The 16166-nt window shown below is 60.8% G+C and carries 14 protein-coding genes; 1 reads left to right on the forward strand and 13 read right to left on the reverse strand.

Annotated features, from left to right (window positions below; translation table 11 throughout):
• Positions 1-168: 168 nt before the first annotated feature.
• Positions 169-1044, forward strand: a complete 876-nt coding sequence (locus ACVWYU_RS15665; protein ID WP_457373072.1) for an NAD(P)-dependent oxidoreductase — start codon at positions 169-171, stop codon at positions 1042-1044.
• A 104-nt stretch (positions 1045-1148) separates the two neighbouring features.
• On the opposite strand, the gene ACVWYU_RS15670 is transcribed toward ACVWYU_RS15665, so the two are convergent.
• The 13 genes from ACVWYU_RS15670 to arnB all read right to left on the reverse strand — a co-directional run bounded on the left by ACVWYU_RS15670 (position 1149) and on the right by arnB (position 16145).
• Positions 1149-2300, reverse strand: coding sequence for an acyl-CoA dehydrogenase family protein (locus ACVWYU_RS15670; RefSeq protein ID WP_090322131.1), 1152 nt, complete (start codon positions 2298-2300; stop codon positions 1149-1151).
• A 3-nt stretch (positions 2301-2303) separates the two neighbouring features.
• Positions 2304-3410 (reverse strand): enoyl-CoA hydratase/isomerase family protein, encoded by a 1107-nt coding sequence (locus tag ACVWYU_RS15675; protein ID WP_457373073.1) that lies wholly within the window; start codon positions 3408-3410, stop codon positions 2304-2306.
• 160 nt (positions 3411-3570) lie between these two features.
• Positions 3571-4278, reverse strand: coding sequence for an HPP family protein (locus ACVWYU_RS15680; RefSeq protein ID WP_248914991.1), 708 nt, complete (start codon positions 4276-4278; stop codon positions 3571-3573).
• 158 nt (positions 4279-4436) lie between these two features.
• The gene (locus tag ACVWYU_RS15685; protein ID WP_457373074.1) at positions 4437-5615 is read right to left on the reverse strand and encodes an MFS transporter; all 1179 of its coding nucleotides are present in this window, start codon (positions 5613-5615) and stop codon (positions 4437-4439) included.
• 140 nt (positions 5616-5755) lie between these two features.
• Positions 5756-7375 (reverse strand): ArnT family glycosyltransferase, encoded by a 1620-nt coding sequence (locus ACVWYU_RS15690; protein ID WP_457373075.1) that lies wholly within the window; start codon positions 7373-7375, stop codon positions 5756-5758.
• The gene (locus ACVWYU_RS15695; RefSeq protein WP_090322099.1) at positions 7342-8727 is read right to left on the reverse strand and encodes a UDP-glucose dehydrogenase family protein; all 1386 of its coding nucleotides are present in this window, start codon (positions 8725-8727) and stop codon (positions 7342-7344) included. Before ACVWYU_RS15695 ends, ACVWYU_RS15690 begins: the two co-directional genes overlap by 34 nt.
• Positions 8724-9125 (reverse strand): 4-amino-4-deoxy-L-arabinose-phosphoundecaprenol flippase subunit ArnF, encoded by a 402-nt coding sequence (gene arnF / locus ACVWYU_RS15700; RefSeq protein WP_247255671.1) that lies wholly within the window; start codon positions 9123-9125, stop codon positions 8724-8726. Before arnF ends, ACVWYU_RS15695 begins: the two co-directional genes overlap by 4 nt.
• Positions 9122-9466, reverse strand: a complete 345-nt coding sequence (arnE, locus tag ACVWYU_RS15705; RefSeq protein WP_090322093.1) for a 4-amino-4-deoxy-L-arabinose-phosphoundecaprenol flippase subunit ArnE — start codon at positions 9464-9466, stop codon at positions 9122-9124. The genes arnF and arnE overlap by 4 nt, the downstream gene beginning before the upstream one ends.
• Entirely contained in the window at positions 9463-11112 is a 1650-nt protein-coding gene (arnT, locus tag ACVWYU_RS15710; protein ID WP_457373076.1) for a lipid IV(A) 4-amino-4-deoxy-L-arabinosyltransferase, read from the reverse strand. Before arnT ends, arnE begins: the two co-directional genes overlap by 4 nt.
• Positions 11109-11993: a 4-deoxy-4-formamido-L-arabinose-phosphoundecaprenol deformylase gene (gene arnD / locus ACVWYU_RS15715; protein WP_247255669.1), complete on the reverse strand. Its 885-nt coding sequence runs from the start codon at positions 11991-11993 to the stop codon at positions 11109-11111. The genes arnT and arnD overlap by 4 nt, the downstream gene beginning before the upstream one ends.
• Positions 11993-13984, reverse strand: a complete 1992-nt coding sequence (arnA, locus tag ACVWYU_RS15720) for a bifunctional UDP-4-amino-4-deoxy-L-arabinose formyltransferase/UDP-glucuronic acid oxidase ArnA (RefSeq protein ID WP_090322083.1) — start codon at positions 13982-13984, stop codon at positions 11993-11995. The genes arnD and arnA overlap by 1 nt, the downstream gene beginning before the upstream one ends.
• Positions 13981-15000: an undecaprenyl-phosphate 4-deoxy-4-formamido-L-arabinose transferase gene (arnC, locus tag ACVWYU_RS15725; protein WP_090322080.1), complete on the reverse strand. Its 1020-nt coding sequence runs from the start codon at positions 14998-15000 to the stop codon at positions 13981-13983. Before arnC ends, arnA begins: the two co-directional genes overlap by 4 nt.
• Entirely contained in the window at positions 14997-16145 is a 1149-nt protein-coding gene (gene arnB, locus ACVWYU_RS15730) for a UDP-4-amino-4-deoxy-L-arabinose aminotransferase (RefSeq protein ID WP_457373077.1), read from the reverse strand. The genes arnC and arnB overlap by 4 nt, the downstream gene beginning before the upstream one ends.
• Positions 16146-16166 lie beyond the last annotated feature (21 nt).

Below are 16166 nucleotides of genomic sequence, written 5' to 3' on the forward strand. Positions count from 1 at the left end.
GCTGACGCCATCGCGGGCAAGCCCGCTCCCACAGTAGGTTTTGGGTGTGCCGCGGATTTTCTGCGCACCGAAACACCTGTGGGAGCGGGCTTGCCCGCGATGTTTCTAAGGCTTGCGCAGCCCAGCTATTCTTGTCGACCAACGTGAACAAAATCAGCGGAGGTTGTCATGCGTATCGGATTTATCGGGCTGGGCTCCATGGGCAAGGGCATGGCGGCCAATCTGCTCAAGGCCGGTCATCAACTGCTGGTGTGGAACCGCAGTCAGGAGGCGGTCGAGAGTCTGGTCAAGCAGGGCGCTATCGCAACCAGCCATCCGACCGAGGCATTTGCTGCCGACGTCGTGATCAGCATGCTCGCTGACGACACCGTAACCCGCACCGTCCTCATCGAAAGCGGCGCCCTGGCGTCGAGCAAGCCGGGTTTGATTCACTTGAGCATGGCCACATTGTCCGTGGCGTTCGTTCGGGAAATGGCCGAGTTACACGCCAGCGCAGGTGTCGAACTGATTGCCGCGCCGGTGTTTGGTCGTAACGATCTGGCCGAATCCGGCATGCTCAACATCGTCGTCGCCGGCCCGCCAGCGGCCATTGCCAAGGTCCAGCCATTGCTGGACGTGCTGGGGCAGAAAACCTGGCCGATGGGCGAAGATCCGGTCAGCGCCAGCGTGCTCAAAATCGCCACCAACATGATGTTGATCAGTGCCATTGAAGCCACGGGCGAAGCGATGGCGTTGAGTCAGAGCTATGGGGTGGCCAACAATGATTTTGTCGATTTCATTACCGGCACCTTGTTTTCAGCGCCGGCCTACAAGGTCTACGGGCCGAAGATCGTACGACGTGAAACCGAGGGCGCAGGGTTCACCTTGCGCCTGGGTTTGAAGGATGTGGGATTGGCGTTGAAGGCGGGCGAGCCGAATCACGTGCCGTTGCCGTTTGCCAGCGTGTTACGCGACAACCTGCTGGATGCGGTGGCGCTGGGGCAGGGCGAGAACGATCTGGCGGCGCTGGGGGTGAGGGCGATCAAGCGCTCGGGGCAGGAATAAACCCGATGCGCCATTCTCGCTGACGCCTTCGCTGGCAAGCCAGCTCCTACCGGGATTGGCGTCCCCCTGCAGGAGCTGGCTTGCCAGCGAAGCTTTTCAGAGCATCAGACCAAATAATTCTTCAGTTCACGGGCAATCACCATCCGCTGAATCTCGCTCGATCCTTCATAGATTTGCGTGATGCGCGCATCCCGGTAGTACTTCTCCACCGGATAGTCTTCCAGGTACCCGTAGCCGCCATGAATCTGAATCGCCGAGGAGCAGACCTTCTCGGCCATTTCCGAGGCGAACAGTTTGGCTTGCGAAGCCTCCGACAGACAGGGTTTGCCGGCTGTACGCAGGCGCGCCGCGTGCAGGATCAGCAATCGTGCGGCATTCAATTGCATGTGCATGTCGGCCAGCAGGTTGGCGATGCTCTGGTGCTCGATGATCGGCTTGTCGAACTGCACGCGTTCGCGGGCGTAGGCGAGCGCCGCTTCAAAGGCCGCACGGGCAATGCCCAGGGCCTGGGCGGCGATGCCGATGCGTCCGCCTTCAAGGTTGGACAGGGCGATGGCCAGGCCTTTGCCGCGTTCACCCAGCAGGTTGGCCTCGGGAATGCTGCAGTTGTTCAGGGTCACGGCGCAGGTGTCGGAAGCACGGATGCCCATCTTGTGTTCCGTGCGATCGACGATGAAGCCCGCGGTGTCGGTGGGCACCAGAAACGCCGAGATACCGCGTTTGCCCAGGTCCGGGTCGGTCACGGCAAACACGATCGCCAGCTTTGCCCGTTTGCCGTTGCTGACGAACTGCTTGGCACCGTTGATCACCCATTGGCCGTCGCGCAGTTCGGCGCGGGTGCGCAGATTGTGCGCTTCGGAGCCGGCCTGGGGTTCGGTCAGGCAGAAACAGCCGATGGTCTGGCCGCTGGCCAGATCCGCGAGCCAGGTCTGCTTTTGTTCTTCAGTGCCGTAGTTCAGCACCGGCCCGCAGCCCACCGAGTTGTGGATACTCATGAAGGCGCCGGTCGCGCCGTCGCCGGCCGAGATTTCTTCTACGGCCAGGGCGTAGGCCACGTAGTCGACATAGGTGCCGCCCCATTCCTCGGGCACCACCATGCCCAGCAAGCCCAGTTCCCCCATCTTCGCCACCAGGCCATCATCGATCCAGCCGGCTTTTTCCCAGGCCTGGGCGTGGGGGGCGATTTCGCCACGGGCGAAGTCCCGGGCCATGTCGCGGATCATCACTTGCTCTTCGCTCAATTCGATATCGTGCATGACTCAGCTCCCGCTCTCATCGAAACCCTGGAAGAAACTCGCGACATGCCCGGCGTCCAGCGCCTGCAAGGTGGGCGGGTTCCAGCGTGGTTGTTTGTCTTTGTCGATCAGCAAGGCGCGCACGCCTTCGATCAGGTCGCCGCGCTCGAACCACTGGCGGTCCAGGTGCAGCTCAAGGGCGAAGCAGTGTTCCAGGCTCAGGTGCCGACCGCGCCGCAGCATTTCCAGGGTCACGCCCATGGCCAGCGGAGAGCGGGTTTCCAGAAGGTCCGCGGTGGTCGTGGCCCACTCATGGCTGTCGGCGACCGTTACGGCGCGCAGTTGCTCCACAATACTCGGCACATCGGGCAGGGCGAAGAAGTGATCGATGGCCGGACGCAGCGCCGCCAGCGGCGCGTCCGGTAGTTGTTGCACCGCGAGTTTCGCCAACAGGCCCTGAAGGTCCTTGAGTGGGGTGTCGTGCCATTCCAGATGATCGAGTTTTTCGTCGAGCGTGCCGAGTTTGCTGCTGTCCAGATACCAGTCGGCGAGGCCGCAATAGAGTGCGTCGGCCGCACGGATCTGCACGCCGCTGACGCCCAGGTAAATCCCCAGTTCGCCGGGAATGCGCGGCAGGAAGTAACTGCCGCCGACGTCCGGGAAGTAGCCGATGCCGACTTCCGGCATGGCCAGACGGCTCTTCTCGGTGATCACGCGCAAATCGGCACCCTGGACCAGGCCCATGCCGCCGCCAAGGACGAAACCGTCCATCAGCGCCAGCACCGGTTTGCGGTAATGGTGGATCGCGAGGTCCAGGGCGTATTCCTCGACGAAGAAGTCCTGGTGCAGGGTGTCGCCGCTTTTGAAACTGTCGTACAGCGAACGAATGTCGCCACCGGCACAGAAGGCCTTTTCACCGGCACCGCGCAGGACGACGGCGTGCACCTGCGGATCCTCTGCCCAGGTGTCGAGCTGGCGTTGCAGGGTGCGGACCATGTCCAGGGTGAGGGCGTTGAGGCCGGCGGGGCGGTTGAGGGTCAGGTGACCGATGTGGTTGCGTACTTCGGCCAGCACTTCGTTTTGCCTGGCATCCATGGACGGAGTCCCCGGAGAAGAAACCTGAGCAGTCATCACTAACTCCCTGCTTTTATTGTTCTTTATTGAGAAGCTCGCGCGCGAGCGATGCAGGATCGTAACAGTGCAAATTTGTGATGTACAACCGGGATATGTGCAGGTGCTTCCTGCATTTTTGCATGGCACCCCCCTGCACCCGTGGTCGGGATTGATGTCTTCAGGCGCTGCGGCTCAACACTTCACCAATACTGCGACGTTTGGCGTGTAACTCACTGGCATGGATCAATTGTTCAAGGTCTTCGGGCGTGACGTCGAAGAAGGCCTCCATGTCGGCCAGGGCCAGTTTCAGGTCTTCGGCGGTGATCGCCTGGTTATCGGTGGGCGGGTGGTCGGCAGGCACTACTGCAACCGGTTCATTGGCGCGCTTGGGATAGCGGATGCGCGTCAGGTTGTTGTAGGCCAGGGCGCTGAGCAACATGATCGAGGCACCGAGCATCACCGGGCCGAGCGCTTTCCAGTCCATGGCAATGGTCGCCGGGTCTGCCAGCACCAGGGTCAAGGCCAGGGCACCGGCCGGCGGATGCAGGCAGCGCAGCCAGCACATCAGCACCAGGGCCATGCCGGCTGCCAGACAGGCGCTGGTCAGGGTGCGACCGAGTACGTGCGCCACCAACAGTGCGACCACCGCGGCGCTGAGGTAGCCACCGAGAATCGACCAGGGTTGCGCCAGCGCACCGGAAGACACCGCGAACAGCAGCACCGCCGAAGCCCCCAATGGCCCGATCAGGTGTTGCGCCACCTCGATGCCGAATACCTGGCCGCACAGCCAGACACTGAGCAGGGTGCCCAGGGCCATGCCAATGGCGGCACGGCTCCACTCTGTCGGGCGGGTGTTGATGGCGGCGGGTAACCAGCGAGCGAGCATGACGAAACCGTTCCGTTGACAAAACCGAGGAAAAAAAAGGGCTTAGCTGGGATACCCAGAAAGCCCTTGAAGTTGTTCCAACTATTGGGGGAGGAACGGGCACAGTGTGCCGATCATTGCAGATGCTGACAAATTCATATTAATGAAGCTTCAGTTCATTAATTCTGATGTATCGGCACCCGGCGGCCACTCATGAAACACAACATGCCACCCAAGGCTGCCAACGTGCTCAAGGCATAGAACATGGTGGGCGCCGGGGTATGCATCAGCAGGAAGCCGCAGATCACCGGGCTTAGTGCACCCCCTAGCGCCGCGAGGTTCTGCGCACCGTAGTAACTGCCACGCAGCTCCTGCGGGGCGAGGGTATCGACGAAAAGAAACTCCGCCGGGTAAATGATGATTTCGCCCAGGGTGAAGATAAACATCGCCACGCACCAGCTCACCAGGCTGTCGGCCAGGCTGAATCCGATCAGGCCGAGGATGAACAGCGCGGTACCGCCAACAATCCAGTGGCGCAGGTGTTCGCGCTTGAGGAAGCGGCCGATCTGATATTGCAGCAGGATCACGCTAATGGCGTTGCAGGCGAGCAGGGCGGCCATGACTTTGAGCGTGTTCTGGTCGTCACTGGTGACCAGCAGGTACTGCGACAGATAAAAGGTGAAGCGACCGTGCACCACGGTGCTGAGCAGACAGCCGGCGGTGAACATGATCAGGGTGCGGTCGTTTTTCAGGGTGATCAGGGTGTTGAGGAAGCTTTGCGTCTGTCCGGTTACAAGTGGCAGCGCCGGGTCCCTGGCAATGCCGGTCAGCAAAAAAATGCTGAAAAAAGCGATGGCGCCAGCGATCAGGAATGGAGCAATCGGATAGACCCCGGCGATCACTACACCGAGCATCGGGCCGATGGCATAGCCAATGTTGGTCAGGGTGTAGCTCAGGGAAAACGCCTTGGCCCGTTGGCCCACGGGCAGGTTTTCGCTCAGGATCGCTTTTGAACCGATCAGGAACAGCGCCGAAGCGATTTCGGTGACCACCAGGATGACGGTGGTCAGGTAAAGGTTTTCGGCAAGGGTCAGGAGCACCAGGCCGATCGCGCTCGAAAGCATGGTCAGAATCAGCAGGCGACGTTTTTCCAGACGGTCGATGATGTAACCGCCGTAGAGCGCGAGCAGGGTTGCGATGAATACCGCGATGCCGAGCAGCAAGCCAACGTCCTGTTGGTTGAGGCCCAGTTTGTTGCTCAGGAACAGCGTGAGCATGGGGCTGGTGATCGCGCGGCTGACAACGATGGTCAACGAGCAGATCAACAACCGGCGGATAACCAGCGAGTAGTTGGCCACGGGGTGAATGTCCTTATTCGAAAGCAGGTACGCGAGGAGTCCTGTTTAACACGGCCCCCGGGAGTCGTTGAAGAACATGCTTGATCTTCAACGACTCCCGGTGAATGGCCATCGGACTTGCTCCGTGCCTTCGGCCTCTTCTACAAGGGGCGATGCAGCAGCACGAAGTCGTTCTTGTCGAAACGCCCGCTGAGTACGGGCGGCAAAGCGCCATAGGAGGTGCCTTGCAGGGCATGGTAGTCGTTGGCATCCATCATCAACCACAAAGGCCCCTGAAGCGTGTCCAGCTCTTGAATCGACTCGGTGAACACCGGTTGCAAGTCCTGCTCGATATTGACCATGAACTTGATGGCCTTGGCGTCCTTGCCCATGCGATGCAGCACCAGCGGTGCCGGGTCTTTTTGCATCTGTTCAAGCGAGGCACGGCTGAAGGTCCGGGTGTCGTACATCTGCCGTTCGAGCGGTTCAAACACCAGGATGTACACCGACCACAACGCCAGTACCGAACAAACGGCCAGGGTTTGCGGGCGCCAGCGCGGTTTGCCAAGGACCGCCAGTGCAATCACTTGTAACGCCCCCAGGATCATCAACACCGTAGCAAGGTTGGGCAGTTGTTGATCAAGTTTTCGTTGGGCAACCAGCAGTCCGCCGATGAACAACGCCGGCATGAGCAGCCACAGGCCCTGCATCAAGCCGCGTAGCCAGCTGAACACCCGACCCTGAGCCACGGCAAAGGGGTAGGCGGCGATGATCGCCACAAAGGGCAATATCGGCAGCAGGTAGCGGGCTTTCTTTGCCTGGGGAATCGACAGCCCGAGCATCACGATCAACCCGGCTGCCGCGCAATACTGGAGCAATCGCAGAGCCGGCCCGGTGTCGCGCGGTTTGTTCAGGGCCAGTGCCAGCAATGCCAGCAGCGCCAGAGGATAGGCCAGCGCATAGTTGCCCATCGAACTGGTGAAGTAGTAGAGCGAGCCGCTGACGCCTTCTCTGCCGTCCATGCGTCCCATGAACTGCATGCGGATCACGTCCTGCATGAAAACCGGCCCGCCACTGGCTTTGGCCATCCACAGCAACGCGCCGACACACAGGGCCAGCAGCACTGCGGCCGTCAGGCCGAAGCCGAAAAACCGCTGCCATTGGCGATTGAGCAGAAAGTAGCTGCACAGAATGCCGGTGGGAATCACCAGCCCGATCGGCCCACGCAGGCCGAAACCCAGCAGCAACAAGGCGAAGATCAGTAGCCATCGACGGGGTGCCGAGAAGTGATCGGCGGCGTAGCCCAGATAGAACACCGCAAATGCCACCGCAGCGAGCATCAAGTCCTGGGAAACCGCGCGTACTTCGGTGATGAAGGTGTTGGTCAGCAACATCAGGGCGATGCTCAGCAACGCCCATCGGCTGGAAACAGGTGCAACCAGACGGTACATCAGCGTGACGATGACCGCCCCGGCGATGGCGCTTGGCAGCCAGGCACTGAGGCTGTTGACCTGGCCAAACGGCAGGGCCGTCAACCAGATGAACAGGGTTGAAAGCCCCAGGTAGTCAGCGTAGGGCTGACCATAGGTGGTCGGGAAAAACGACGGCCCGTGTCGCAGCATCTCCTGGGCGAACAGCATGAAGCGCGAATCGAAACCGATTGGCGCTTGCTGGTACACCCCGGCGATGCACAACAGCAGGGCCAACAGTCCCACGACGCAGGACTGTTGGCGGATGGACAGCGCCATTACGCCGAGGCGTCGACTGGGGCGGCTGGCCATTGCTGATGCGGGATCGGCAATTTGCGCGATTCGCCGCGGCCCATCGGGAAATACAGGAAGCCGCCACGGGCCAGACGTTCGGCGTCGTACAGGTTGCGTCCGTCGAAGATCACCGGGGCGACGAGGCGTTGGCGGATCAGGTTGAAATCCGGCGCCTTGAATTGCTGCCACTCGGTGCAGATGATCAGCGCGTCGGCGCCCGTCAATACCGATTCCGGCGTGCCCATCAACATCAGCTTCGGTTCATCGGGATACAGGTTCTGGGTTTCCTGCATGGCTTCGGGGTCGAATGCGCGCACTTCGGCGCCCGCCGCCCAAAGCGATTCAAGCAGCACGCGACTTGGTGCATCGCGCATGTCGTCGGTGTTTGGCTTGAACGCCAGACCCCAGAGGGCGAAGGTCTTGCCCTTCAGATCGCCCTTGTAGAACGCGTTAATGCGATCGAACAGCTTGTGTTTCTGACGCTCGTTGATGGCTTCAACCGCTTGCAGCAGATCGCTGGAGCAGTGGGCCTCTTCGGCGCTGTGAATCAGGGCGCGCATGTCTTTGGGGAAGCACGATCCGCCGTAGCCGCAGCCAGGGTAGATGAAGTGGTAGCCAATACGGGAGTCGGCGCCGATGCCCAGACGAACCGATTCGATATCGGCCCCCAGGTGTTCGGCCAGCTCGGCGATCTGGTTGATGAAGCTGATTTTGGTCGCCAGCATGCAGTTGGCGGCGTATTTGGTCAGCTCGGCGCTACGCAGGTCCATGAACATGACGCGGTCATGGTTGCGGTTGAAAGGGGCATACAGGTCGCGCATCACATCACGCACCTCATCGCGCTCGCAGCCGATGATGATACGGTCCGGACGCCGGCAATCGGATACAGCCGAGCCTTCCTTCAAGAACTCCGGGTTGGACACGATATCGAACTGCAGCGAACGCCCGTCCTTGGCCAGGTATTGGTCGATGTGCGCGCGCAGGGTATCGCCCGTACCGACCGGTACGGTGGATTTTTCCACCAGGATCACCGGCTGTTCACGGTGGCGAGCTACCGCTTCGCCCACGGACAGGACGTAACGCAGGTCGGCCGAGCCATCCTCACGGGACGGCGTGCCGACCGCGATGAACAACACCTGACCGTGTTGCACCGCCAGCTTTTCATCGCTGGTGAATTGCAACCGTTTGCCGTCCAGGCCTTCGCGCACCAGGCTGGCAAGCCCAGGTTCGAAAATGCTCACATGGCCCTGTTGCAGCAATTTGACTTTTTTCTCGTCAATATCCATGCAGACCACGTCGTGGCCAACTTCCGCCAGGACTGCGGCTTGCACCAAGCCAACATAACCGCTACCAAATACACTTATTTTCATGGGGCACTCCTAAGTTCGGGCGCACTTGCAGGTCGAGAATTAATGGTGATGACGCCCAGGATGACCAGGGCGACGCCAAGGCTTTTTGAAAGGCTGAAATCTTCGTGAAACAGCGGCAGGCTGGCGGCCAACAGGTACACCAGTGCGTAGCTGATGCTCAGCAGCGAGTAGGCCCGGCCCAGGGGCAGGTCACGCAGGGCCAGGAGCCAACTGAGCATTGAAAGGGCATAGGCAAGGATAGCCGCCAGCACTACGGCCACAGCCGCCAGGTCGATCGGGGCGCTGAGCCATTGTTCCGGAGACGGCAGGTGACTCATGCTCCAGCGCATGCCCAACTGTGCGGCGCTGACCAGCATTACGCTGCCCAGGGCGAAGGTGATTCCGCGTCGCTGGTTCATGCGTGTTGCCCCAACAGTGCCACGCCACCGATCACCAGCACTACACCCAGCCAGTGACGGCGGTCGATGGTTTCGTGGAAAAGGAAGCGCGCGACCAGGGTGATCAGCACGAAATTGAGGCTCAACATCGGGTAGGCGATGCCCACTTCGAGGCGCTGCAACACCAGCAACCAGACCAGCAAGCCCAAACCGAGTGAGACGAGCGCCAGCCACAACCACGGCGAACGCAGTTTCTGCGCCCAACTCGAGGGTTGTCCGCGCCAGCTTTCCACGGCGTACTTCTGGGCAATCTGGCCCAGGCAGGTCAGCAGACAAGCGACCAGTAATAGAATCAGGCTCATGGCGCGGCCTGAGGAATAATCAAAATGACCAGATTGCCTTGCTCATAACGCTTGCCTTCCTTGGGCAATTGTTCGAGTTCGTGCAGTTCGTCGTCACCTTTGACCCGCATCACCACGCCGACCGGGCCCTGCTGACGGGCCTCGAGCATCCATTGCTGGATCTGATCGGAATCGACGCGCTGCTTCATCGAATCAGGGTAGGCAAGGCCATACTTCAATTCGCCGACCGTGTTGTAGAACGATACGTCCGGGCGCTTCAGGCGCCAGGACAGGGCCGAAGCCGCCCCCAGATCATTGCTCAGCAACCTGGCGCTCTGGCCCAGTTCCTGCGCGTGATCGAGGATGAATTGATCAGGCGTCTTGTTGGCGACCACCGAGTTGGGTAAGCCGGCCGGTAGCAGGCCGATCAGCAGCAGGCTGCCAAAGGCCGGGGCTCCCCAGCATTGCAACGGCCTGAAGGCTTGCAGCAGGTTGGCCATGATCCAGCCGATCAGCGCGATAAACACCAGTACCAGGTTGTGCAGTTCATGGTCGTACAGCGGTTTTTTCAGCTGCAAATAGACCAGGGCGAGCAGGGTGATCAGGCCCAGAGACAGGTTGAGGATCCCGTTGATACCGAGGATCCGGCCTTGCTCCAGTTTCAGGCGATCGGCCAGGGTATGACCCAACAGCAAGGCCAATGGCAGCAGGCAGGGCAGGATGTAAGCTGGCAGCTTGCCTTTACTCAGGCTGAAAAAGATCAGCGGCATCCACAGCCACAGCAACAGGAACGCAATGTGAGTCTGACGCCGGGCCTGCCACGCCTCTTTCAGCGCAGGTGGCAGCAACGCCACCCACGGCAGGCTGAACCCGACCAGCAACGGCAAGTAGTACCACCATGGCGCATCATGCTGGGCATCTTCCCCGGCGAAACGGCGGATGTGCTCGTGCCAGAAGAAGAATCGCCAGTAGTCGGGCTCCTGCGCATGCACCGCCAGGACCCACGGCAGGCTGACGGCCACGGCCACGACAATCGCCACCGGACCGTAGACCAGCAACTCGCGCCAGCGCTTTTGCCAGATCATCCAGGGCAGGGCGATCAGCACCGGCAGCAGCCAGGCGAGAAACCCCTTGGTCATGAAGCCCATGCCACACGCCAGCCCCAGCACCGCCCAGGCCGTCAAACGTTGGCCGCGGCCCGTGCTATCAACTGCGAACCACAAGGCAACCAGGCTCAGGTTGACCCAGAAAGTGAATTGCGGGTCGAGATTGGCGTATCCGGCCTGGGCGGCGATTACCGTGAGGCTCATATACAGCAGCGCACAGGCGAAGCTCTTGCGCGGTTCGTTCCACATCCGCCGTGCGATCAGATAGCACAGCAATACGCTCAGGGCTGTGCTCAGCGCCGAAGCGAAGCGCACACCGAACAGGTTTTGACCGAACAGCGCCTGACCGATGGCGATCATCCAGTAGCCGGCGACCGGTTTTTCGAAATAGCGCACGTCCATGAAATGCGGCGACACCCAGTTGCCGTTCAGCAGCATGTTCTGGCTGATCTGGGCGTAGCGGGTTTCATCGGGAATCCACAGGCCATGGGTTCCCAGAGGCAGCAGGTATGCCAGCGCCATAAGCGCCAGCAACAGCGGCAATGCCCAGCGTTTACTCATGCCCCTTGCACTCCCAGCCAGCCTTCGCGACCTTCGAGTGTGCCGCGTACCACGCGGCCGATCGGTAAACTGCTGGGGGCATCGGGCAGTAAATCGCCCAAGGGTTGAAAGTGGATGCCTCGCTGCCGCGCGTCGCTCAGCAGGTGGCGGAAATCATTGGCCATCAGAATCCCTTCTACTTCGGCATGGATCGTGTAGACGTTGATTTTTTCCGGCGTGAACCGGTCAAGGATAAAACTGTTGAAGTCGTTGGCGGCAATATTCGGGCCAACCACTTCGTCGAAAGTCGGCAGATCAACAGGGATCTGCGGTGTGCCGAGGCGTCCATCGGCCAGTCTCGGCTGGAACAGGCTTTGACCACGGCAATCGCTGTTGTAGCGAAAGCCAAAGCGCTGCTTGGCTTCGATCACGCGCTCGTCCGCGCGCCAACCGGCGGCGGCCGAACACTCGATCTTTGCCCCGAGAATGTCGCTGAGGGTGTCCACGCCACGACGGATCTGCTCGATCAGTTGCGCGTCGTTCCAGCGCCCGGCATTGGCTTGCCAGCCATGGTGATCCCAGGCGTGCAGGCCGACCTCATGGCCGGCGTCACGGGCCTGACGCATCAGGTGCCCGAGATCGCGGCCAATCGGTTTGCCCGGCCATGCAGTGCCGGCCAGCAGGATGTCCCAGCCATACAGGCCGGCCGCGTTTGAGCGGAGCATTTTCCAGAGGAATTGTGGACGGATGAGGCGCCACAAGTGGCGCCCCATGTTGTCCGGGCCAACGCTGAAGAAAAACGTCGCCTTGACTTGTGCTTCGTCCAGCATTTCCAGCAACCGGGGCACCCCCTCACGGGTGCCTCGGTAAGTGTCGACATCGATGCGTAGGCCTGCCTGCATCAGCGCTTGTCCGCGATTTCGAGCATGGCTTCGCGCAGGAAGAAGTCCAGGGTGTTGCCGATGGTTTCACGCATTTCCACAGTCGGCTCCCAGTTCAACAGGCGCTTGGCGTTGGCGATGCTTGGCTTGCGGTGTTCCACGTCCTGGTAACCGGCACCGTAGAACGCCTTGCTTTCCACGTCGCGGAAACCGGCGAAAGGCGGGAAGTTGTCGCGCAGCGGGTGAGCTTCGAACTGACGCAGCAGCTCTTCGCCCAACTGACGGATGCTGGCTTCGTTGTCCGGGTTGCCGATGTTGATGATCTGACCGTTGCAGACATCGTTGTCGTTGTCGATGATCCGCGCCAGCGCTTCGACGCCGTCGGCGATGTCGGTGAAGCAACGTTTCTGCTCGCCGCCGTCGAACAGGCGGATCGGCGTACCTTCCACCAGGTTGAGGATCAACTGGGTGATGGCGCGGGAGCTGCCGATACGTGCCGAATCCAGACGGTCCAGGCGCGGGCCCATCCAGTTGAATGGACGGAACAGGGTGAAGTTCAGGCCTTTGGCGCCGTAAGCCCAGATCACGCGATCCAGCAGTTGCTTGGACACGGAGTAGATCCAGCGCTGCTTGTTGATCGGACCAACGATCAGGTTCGAGGCATCTTCGTCGAAGTTCTTGTCCTGGCACATGCCATAGACTTCCGAAGTCGACGGGAAGATCACGCGCTTGTTGTACTTGACGCAGTAGCGAACCAGCTTCAGGTTTTCCTCGAAATCCAGTTCGAATACGCGCAGCGGGTTGCGGGTGTATTCGATCGGGGTGGCAATGGCCACCAGCGGCAGGACCACGTCGCACTTCTTGATGTGGTATTCGATCCACTCGGAGTGAATGCTGATGTCGCCTTCGACGAAGTGGAAGTTCGGGTGGCTGCGCAGGCGGTCGATGGCGTCGGAACCGATGTCCAGGCCATACACCTCGTAGCGATCATCACGCAACAGACGCTCGGACAGGTGGTTGCCGATGAAGCCGTTGACGCCGAGGATCAGCACGCGAGTGCGACGTGGCGCGCGACCGGATTCGGCACCGCGCAGCACGGAACCGTCCACCAGGCCCAGCTCGTTGGCCAGTTGCGGGCCGCTCAGGTACAGGCCGTTGTCGTTGCGCTGGCCAGCGGTGATGATCAGCGAATCTTCGCCACAGGCAATGCGCAGCGGGTCGACACTGATCACTCGGCCTGGAGCCTGGCCTTCATTGCCCTTGGCCACTTCGGCACTCCAGACAATCAGCTTGTGCTCGCCCACCGCGCAGAACGCGCCCGGATACGGCTGGGTCACGGCACGAACGAGGTTGAACAGTTCTTCTGCCGGCTTCTGCCAGACCAGCTTACCGTCGGCTGGAGTGCGGCGACCGAAAACGCTCGCCTTGGATTCATCCTGCGGGGTTTCAGTGACTTTGCCTTGCAGCAGCAGCGGCAGGGTGTCACGCAACAGGTCGGTGGCGGCCTGACGCAATTTGCCGTGCAGGCTCAGTGCGGTGTCGCTGCGCTCGATTGCCACCGGGCGCTGGGCGAGGATCGCGCCGGCATCGGCACGCTTGACCATGCGATGCAGGGTTACGCCGGTTTCGGTCTCGCCATTGACCAGCACCCAGTTGGCTGGCGCACGGCCACGGTAGCTTGGCAACAACGAGCCATGCAGGTTGAACGCACCCTTGCGGGCGGTGGCCAGCAATGGCTCGCTCAGCAGGTTGCGGTAGTAGAACGAGAACAGGTAGTCGGGGTCCAGCTTGCTGATGCGCTCGATCCACAGCGGGTGGTTGGCATCTTCCGGTGCGTGAACGGTGATGCCCTTGCTCGCGCACAGCTGCGCAACGGAGCCGTAGAAGGCATTTTCCTTGGGATCATCGGCGTGAGTGAACACGGCCGCGATTTCAATACCGCTGGCGAGCAGGGCTTCGATACCGGCACAACCGATATCGTGGTAGGCGAAGACAACAGCTTTTGCGCTCATGGGTGAACCCGATCTGAAGAAGTGGAAGTGAGGCCATCGATGGTGGCAACGGAAACAGGAGAGGCAGGCTGACTACGCAGCACCTTTTCGATAAAGAAACGCGGACGAGCACGGACATCACTGTACATGCGGCCCAGGTATTCGCCCAACAGGCCCATGCCAATGAATTGGCCGCCGGTGAATACGAACAACACGGCGAACAGGACAAAGGTGCCACCGCCGGCCCAGCCGGCACCAAATGCCAGACGCAAAAACACCAGAGCGACGGCAAAGAGTACGCCGAGGGCCGCCATGCCGAAGCCGATGATGCTCAGCAGGCGCAGTGGCGTGGTGGTCATGCAGGTCACCAGATCGAACATCAGGTTGATCAGGCGCATGGGGCTGTATTTGGAATCGCCGTGTTCGCGCTCGGCGTGGTTCACCAGGATTTCCGTGGTGTGACGGGCGAAGCTGTTGGCCAGGATCGGGATAAAGGTGCTGCGCTCGCGGCAGGCCAGCATGGCGTCGACGATGGTGCGCCGGTAGGCACGCAGCATGCAGCCGTAGTCGCTCATGGCCACGCCGGTGGAGCGTTGTACGGCGAGGTTGATCAGTTTCGACGGCCAACGGCGCAAGGCCGAGTCCTGACGGTTGTTACGCACGGTGGCGACGACGTCGTAGCCCAGTTCGGCCTGGGCCACCAGGCGCGGGATTTCTTCAGGCGGGTTTTGCAAGTCGGCGTCAAGGGTGATCACCACGTCGCCCTTGCACTGCTCGAAACCGGCCATGATGGCCGCGTGCTGGCCATAGTTGCGGTTGAGAATGACCGCCACTACCGGGCTGTCAGGGCGGGAGGCGGCCTGCTCCAGAATGTGCGCGGAGTCATCGCGACTGCCGTCATCGACCAGGACGATCTCGTAGGGGTGGTGCAATTGCGCGCACGCCGCTTCGGTGCGGCGCAGCAATTCCGGCAGGCTGTCTTCTTCGTTATAGACCGGAATCACGATCGATACGAAGTTGATTGGGTAAGGTCTCACAGGCGTGTGTCCAGGCAGTTTTCAATGGCGCCGACAACGCGCTCGACGTCATCGGTGGTCATGTCGGGGAACAGCGGAATCGAACACAGTCGGGCCGAGTTCCATTCGGTATTGGGCAGGTACAGGTCAGGATAACGCTGGCGATACCAAGTATGCAGGTGTGTCGCGATGAAGTGAATCCCGGTGCCGATATTCTGTTCCTGCAGGGCTTTCATGAACGCTTCACGGTCCAGCCCGCAACGCTCGGCATCGATACGCAGGATGAACAGGTGCCAGGCGTGTTGCTGCGCATGGCCGGGAATGGCCAGCGGTTGCACCGGCAGGCCTTCCAGGCGTTGCAGGTAGGTGTCGGCCAGCAGCGTGCGTTTGGCGTTGATCTCGTCCAGCCGCTCCAGTTGTACCAGGGCGATGGCCGCATTGATGTCGGCCAGGTTGTACTTGAATCCCGGCTCCATGACTTGTGCCTGGGGTTTGCGGCCATGGGTCAGGCGATCGTAAGCATCGACACCCAAGCCATGGAACTTGAGCATGCGTACCCGCGTCGCCAGGGCTTCATCGTCGGTCACGAACATCGCGCCTTCGGCGCAGGTCATGTTCTTGATGGCGTGGAACGAAAAAATCGCGGTACCCGTGGAACCGACGTGGCGACCTTTATACCGGGTACCTGCTGCGTGGGCGGCGTCTTCGATCACGGTAATGCCGTGCTTGTCGGCCAGTGCATACAACGGATCGAGATCGAACGCAGCGCCAGCGTAGTGCACCGGGATGATGGCTTTGGTGCGCGGGGTGATTGCCGCCTCGATGCTCGCCACGTCACTCATCAGCGTGTCGCGGTCAACGTCGACGAAAACGGGTGTCGCACCCAGCAGGCTGATCATGTTGGCGGTGGACACCCAGGTCTGCGAGGGTGTGATGACTTCATCGCCCGGTCCGATTCCCAGCGCGAGTAAAGTGATATGCATGCCACCTGTCGCCGAGGACAGTGCCACGGCATGACGGCAACCGACATAATTGGCGAAGTGCTCTTCCAGTGCCTGGTTTTTCGGCCCGGTGGTTATCCAGCCTGAGCGCAGTACTTGTTCTACCGCGGCAATTTCCTCATCGCCGATACTCGGGCGGGAGAAGGGAAGAAAAGCCTGACTCATGAGCACCTCTTGGCTGAAAAA

The sequence above is a fragment of the Pseudomonas sp. TE12234 genome (genome assembly GCF_054061835.1).

Excerpts from the sequence above, each read along its gene's own strand:
- ACVWYU_RS15665 (WP_457373072.1), top strand. The coding sequence starts at position 169 with ATGCGTATCGGATTTATCGGGCTGGGCTCCATGGGCAAGGGCATGGCG.
- ACVWYU_RS15670 (WP_090322131.1), bottom strand. The coding sequence starts at position 2,300 with ATGCACGATATCGAATTGAGCGAAGAGCAAGTGATGATCCGCGACATG.
- ACVWYU_RS15675 (WP_457373073.1), bottom strand. The coding sequence starts at position 3,410 with ATGACTGCTCAGGTTTCTTCTCCGGGGACTCCGTCCATGGATGCCAGG.
- ACVWYU_RS15680 (WP_248914991.1), bottom strand. The coding sequence starts at position 4,278 with ATGCTCGCTCGCTGGTTACCCGCCGCCATCAACACCCGCCCGACAGAG.
- ACVWYU_RS15690 (WP_457373075.1), bottom strand. The coding sequence starts at position 7,375 with ATGGCCAGCCGCCCCAGTCGACGCCTCGGCGTAATGGCGCTGTCCATC.
- ACVWYU_RS15695 (WP_090322099.1), bottom strand. The coding sequence starts at position 8,727 with ATGAAAATAAGTGTATTTGGTAGCGGTTATGTTGGCTTGGTGCAAGCC.
- arnF (WP_247255671.1), bottom strand. The coding sequence starts at position 9,125 with ATGAACCAGCGACGCGGAATCACCTTCGCCCTGGGCAGCGTAATGCTG.
- arnE (WP_090322093.1), bottom strand. The coding sequence starts at position 9,466 with ATGAGCCTGATTCTATTACTGGTCGCTTGTCTGCTGACCTGCCTGGGC.
- arnT (WP_457373076.1), bottom strand. The coding sequence starts at position 11,112 with ATGAGTAAACGCTGGGCATTGCCGCTGTTGCTGGCGCTTATGGCGCTG.
- arnD (WP_247255669.1), bottom strand. The coding sequence starts at position 11,993 with ATGCAGGCAGGCCTACGCATCGATGTCGACACTTACCGAGGCACCCGT.
- arnA (WP_090322083.1), bottom strand. The coding sequence starts at position 13,984 with ATGAGCGCAAAAGCTGTTGTCTTCGCCTACCACGATATCGGTTGTGCC.
- arnB (WP_457373077.1), bottom strand. The coding sequence starts at position 16,145 with ATGAGTCAGGCTTTTCTTCCCTTCTCCCGCCCGAGTATCGGCGATGAG.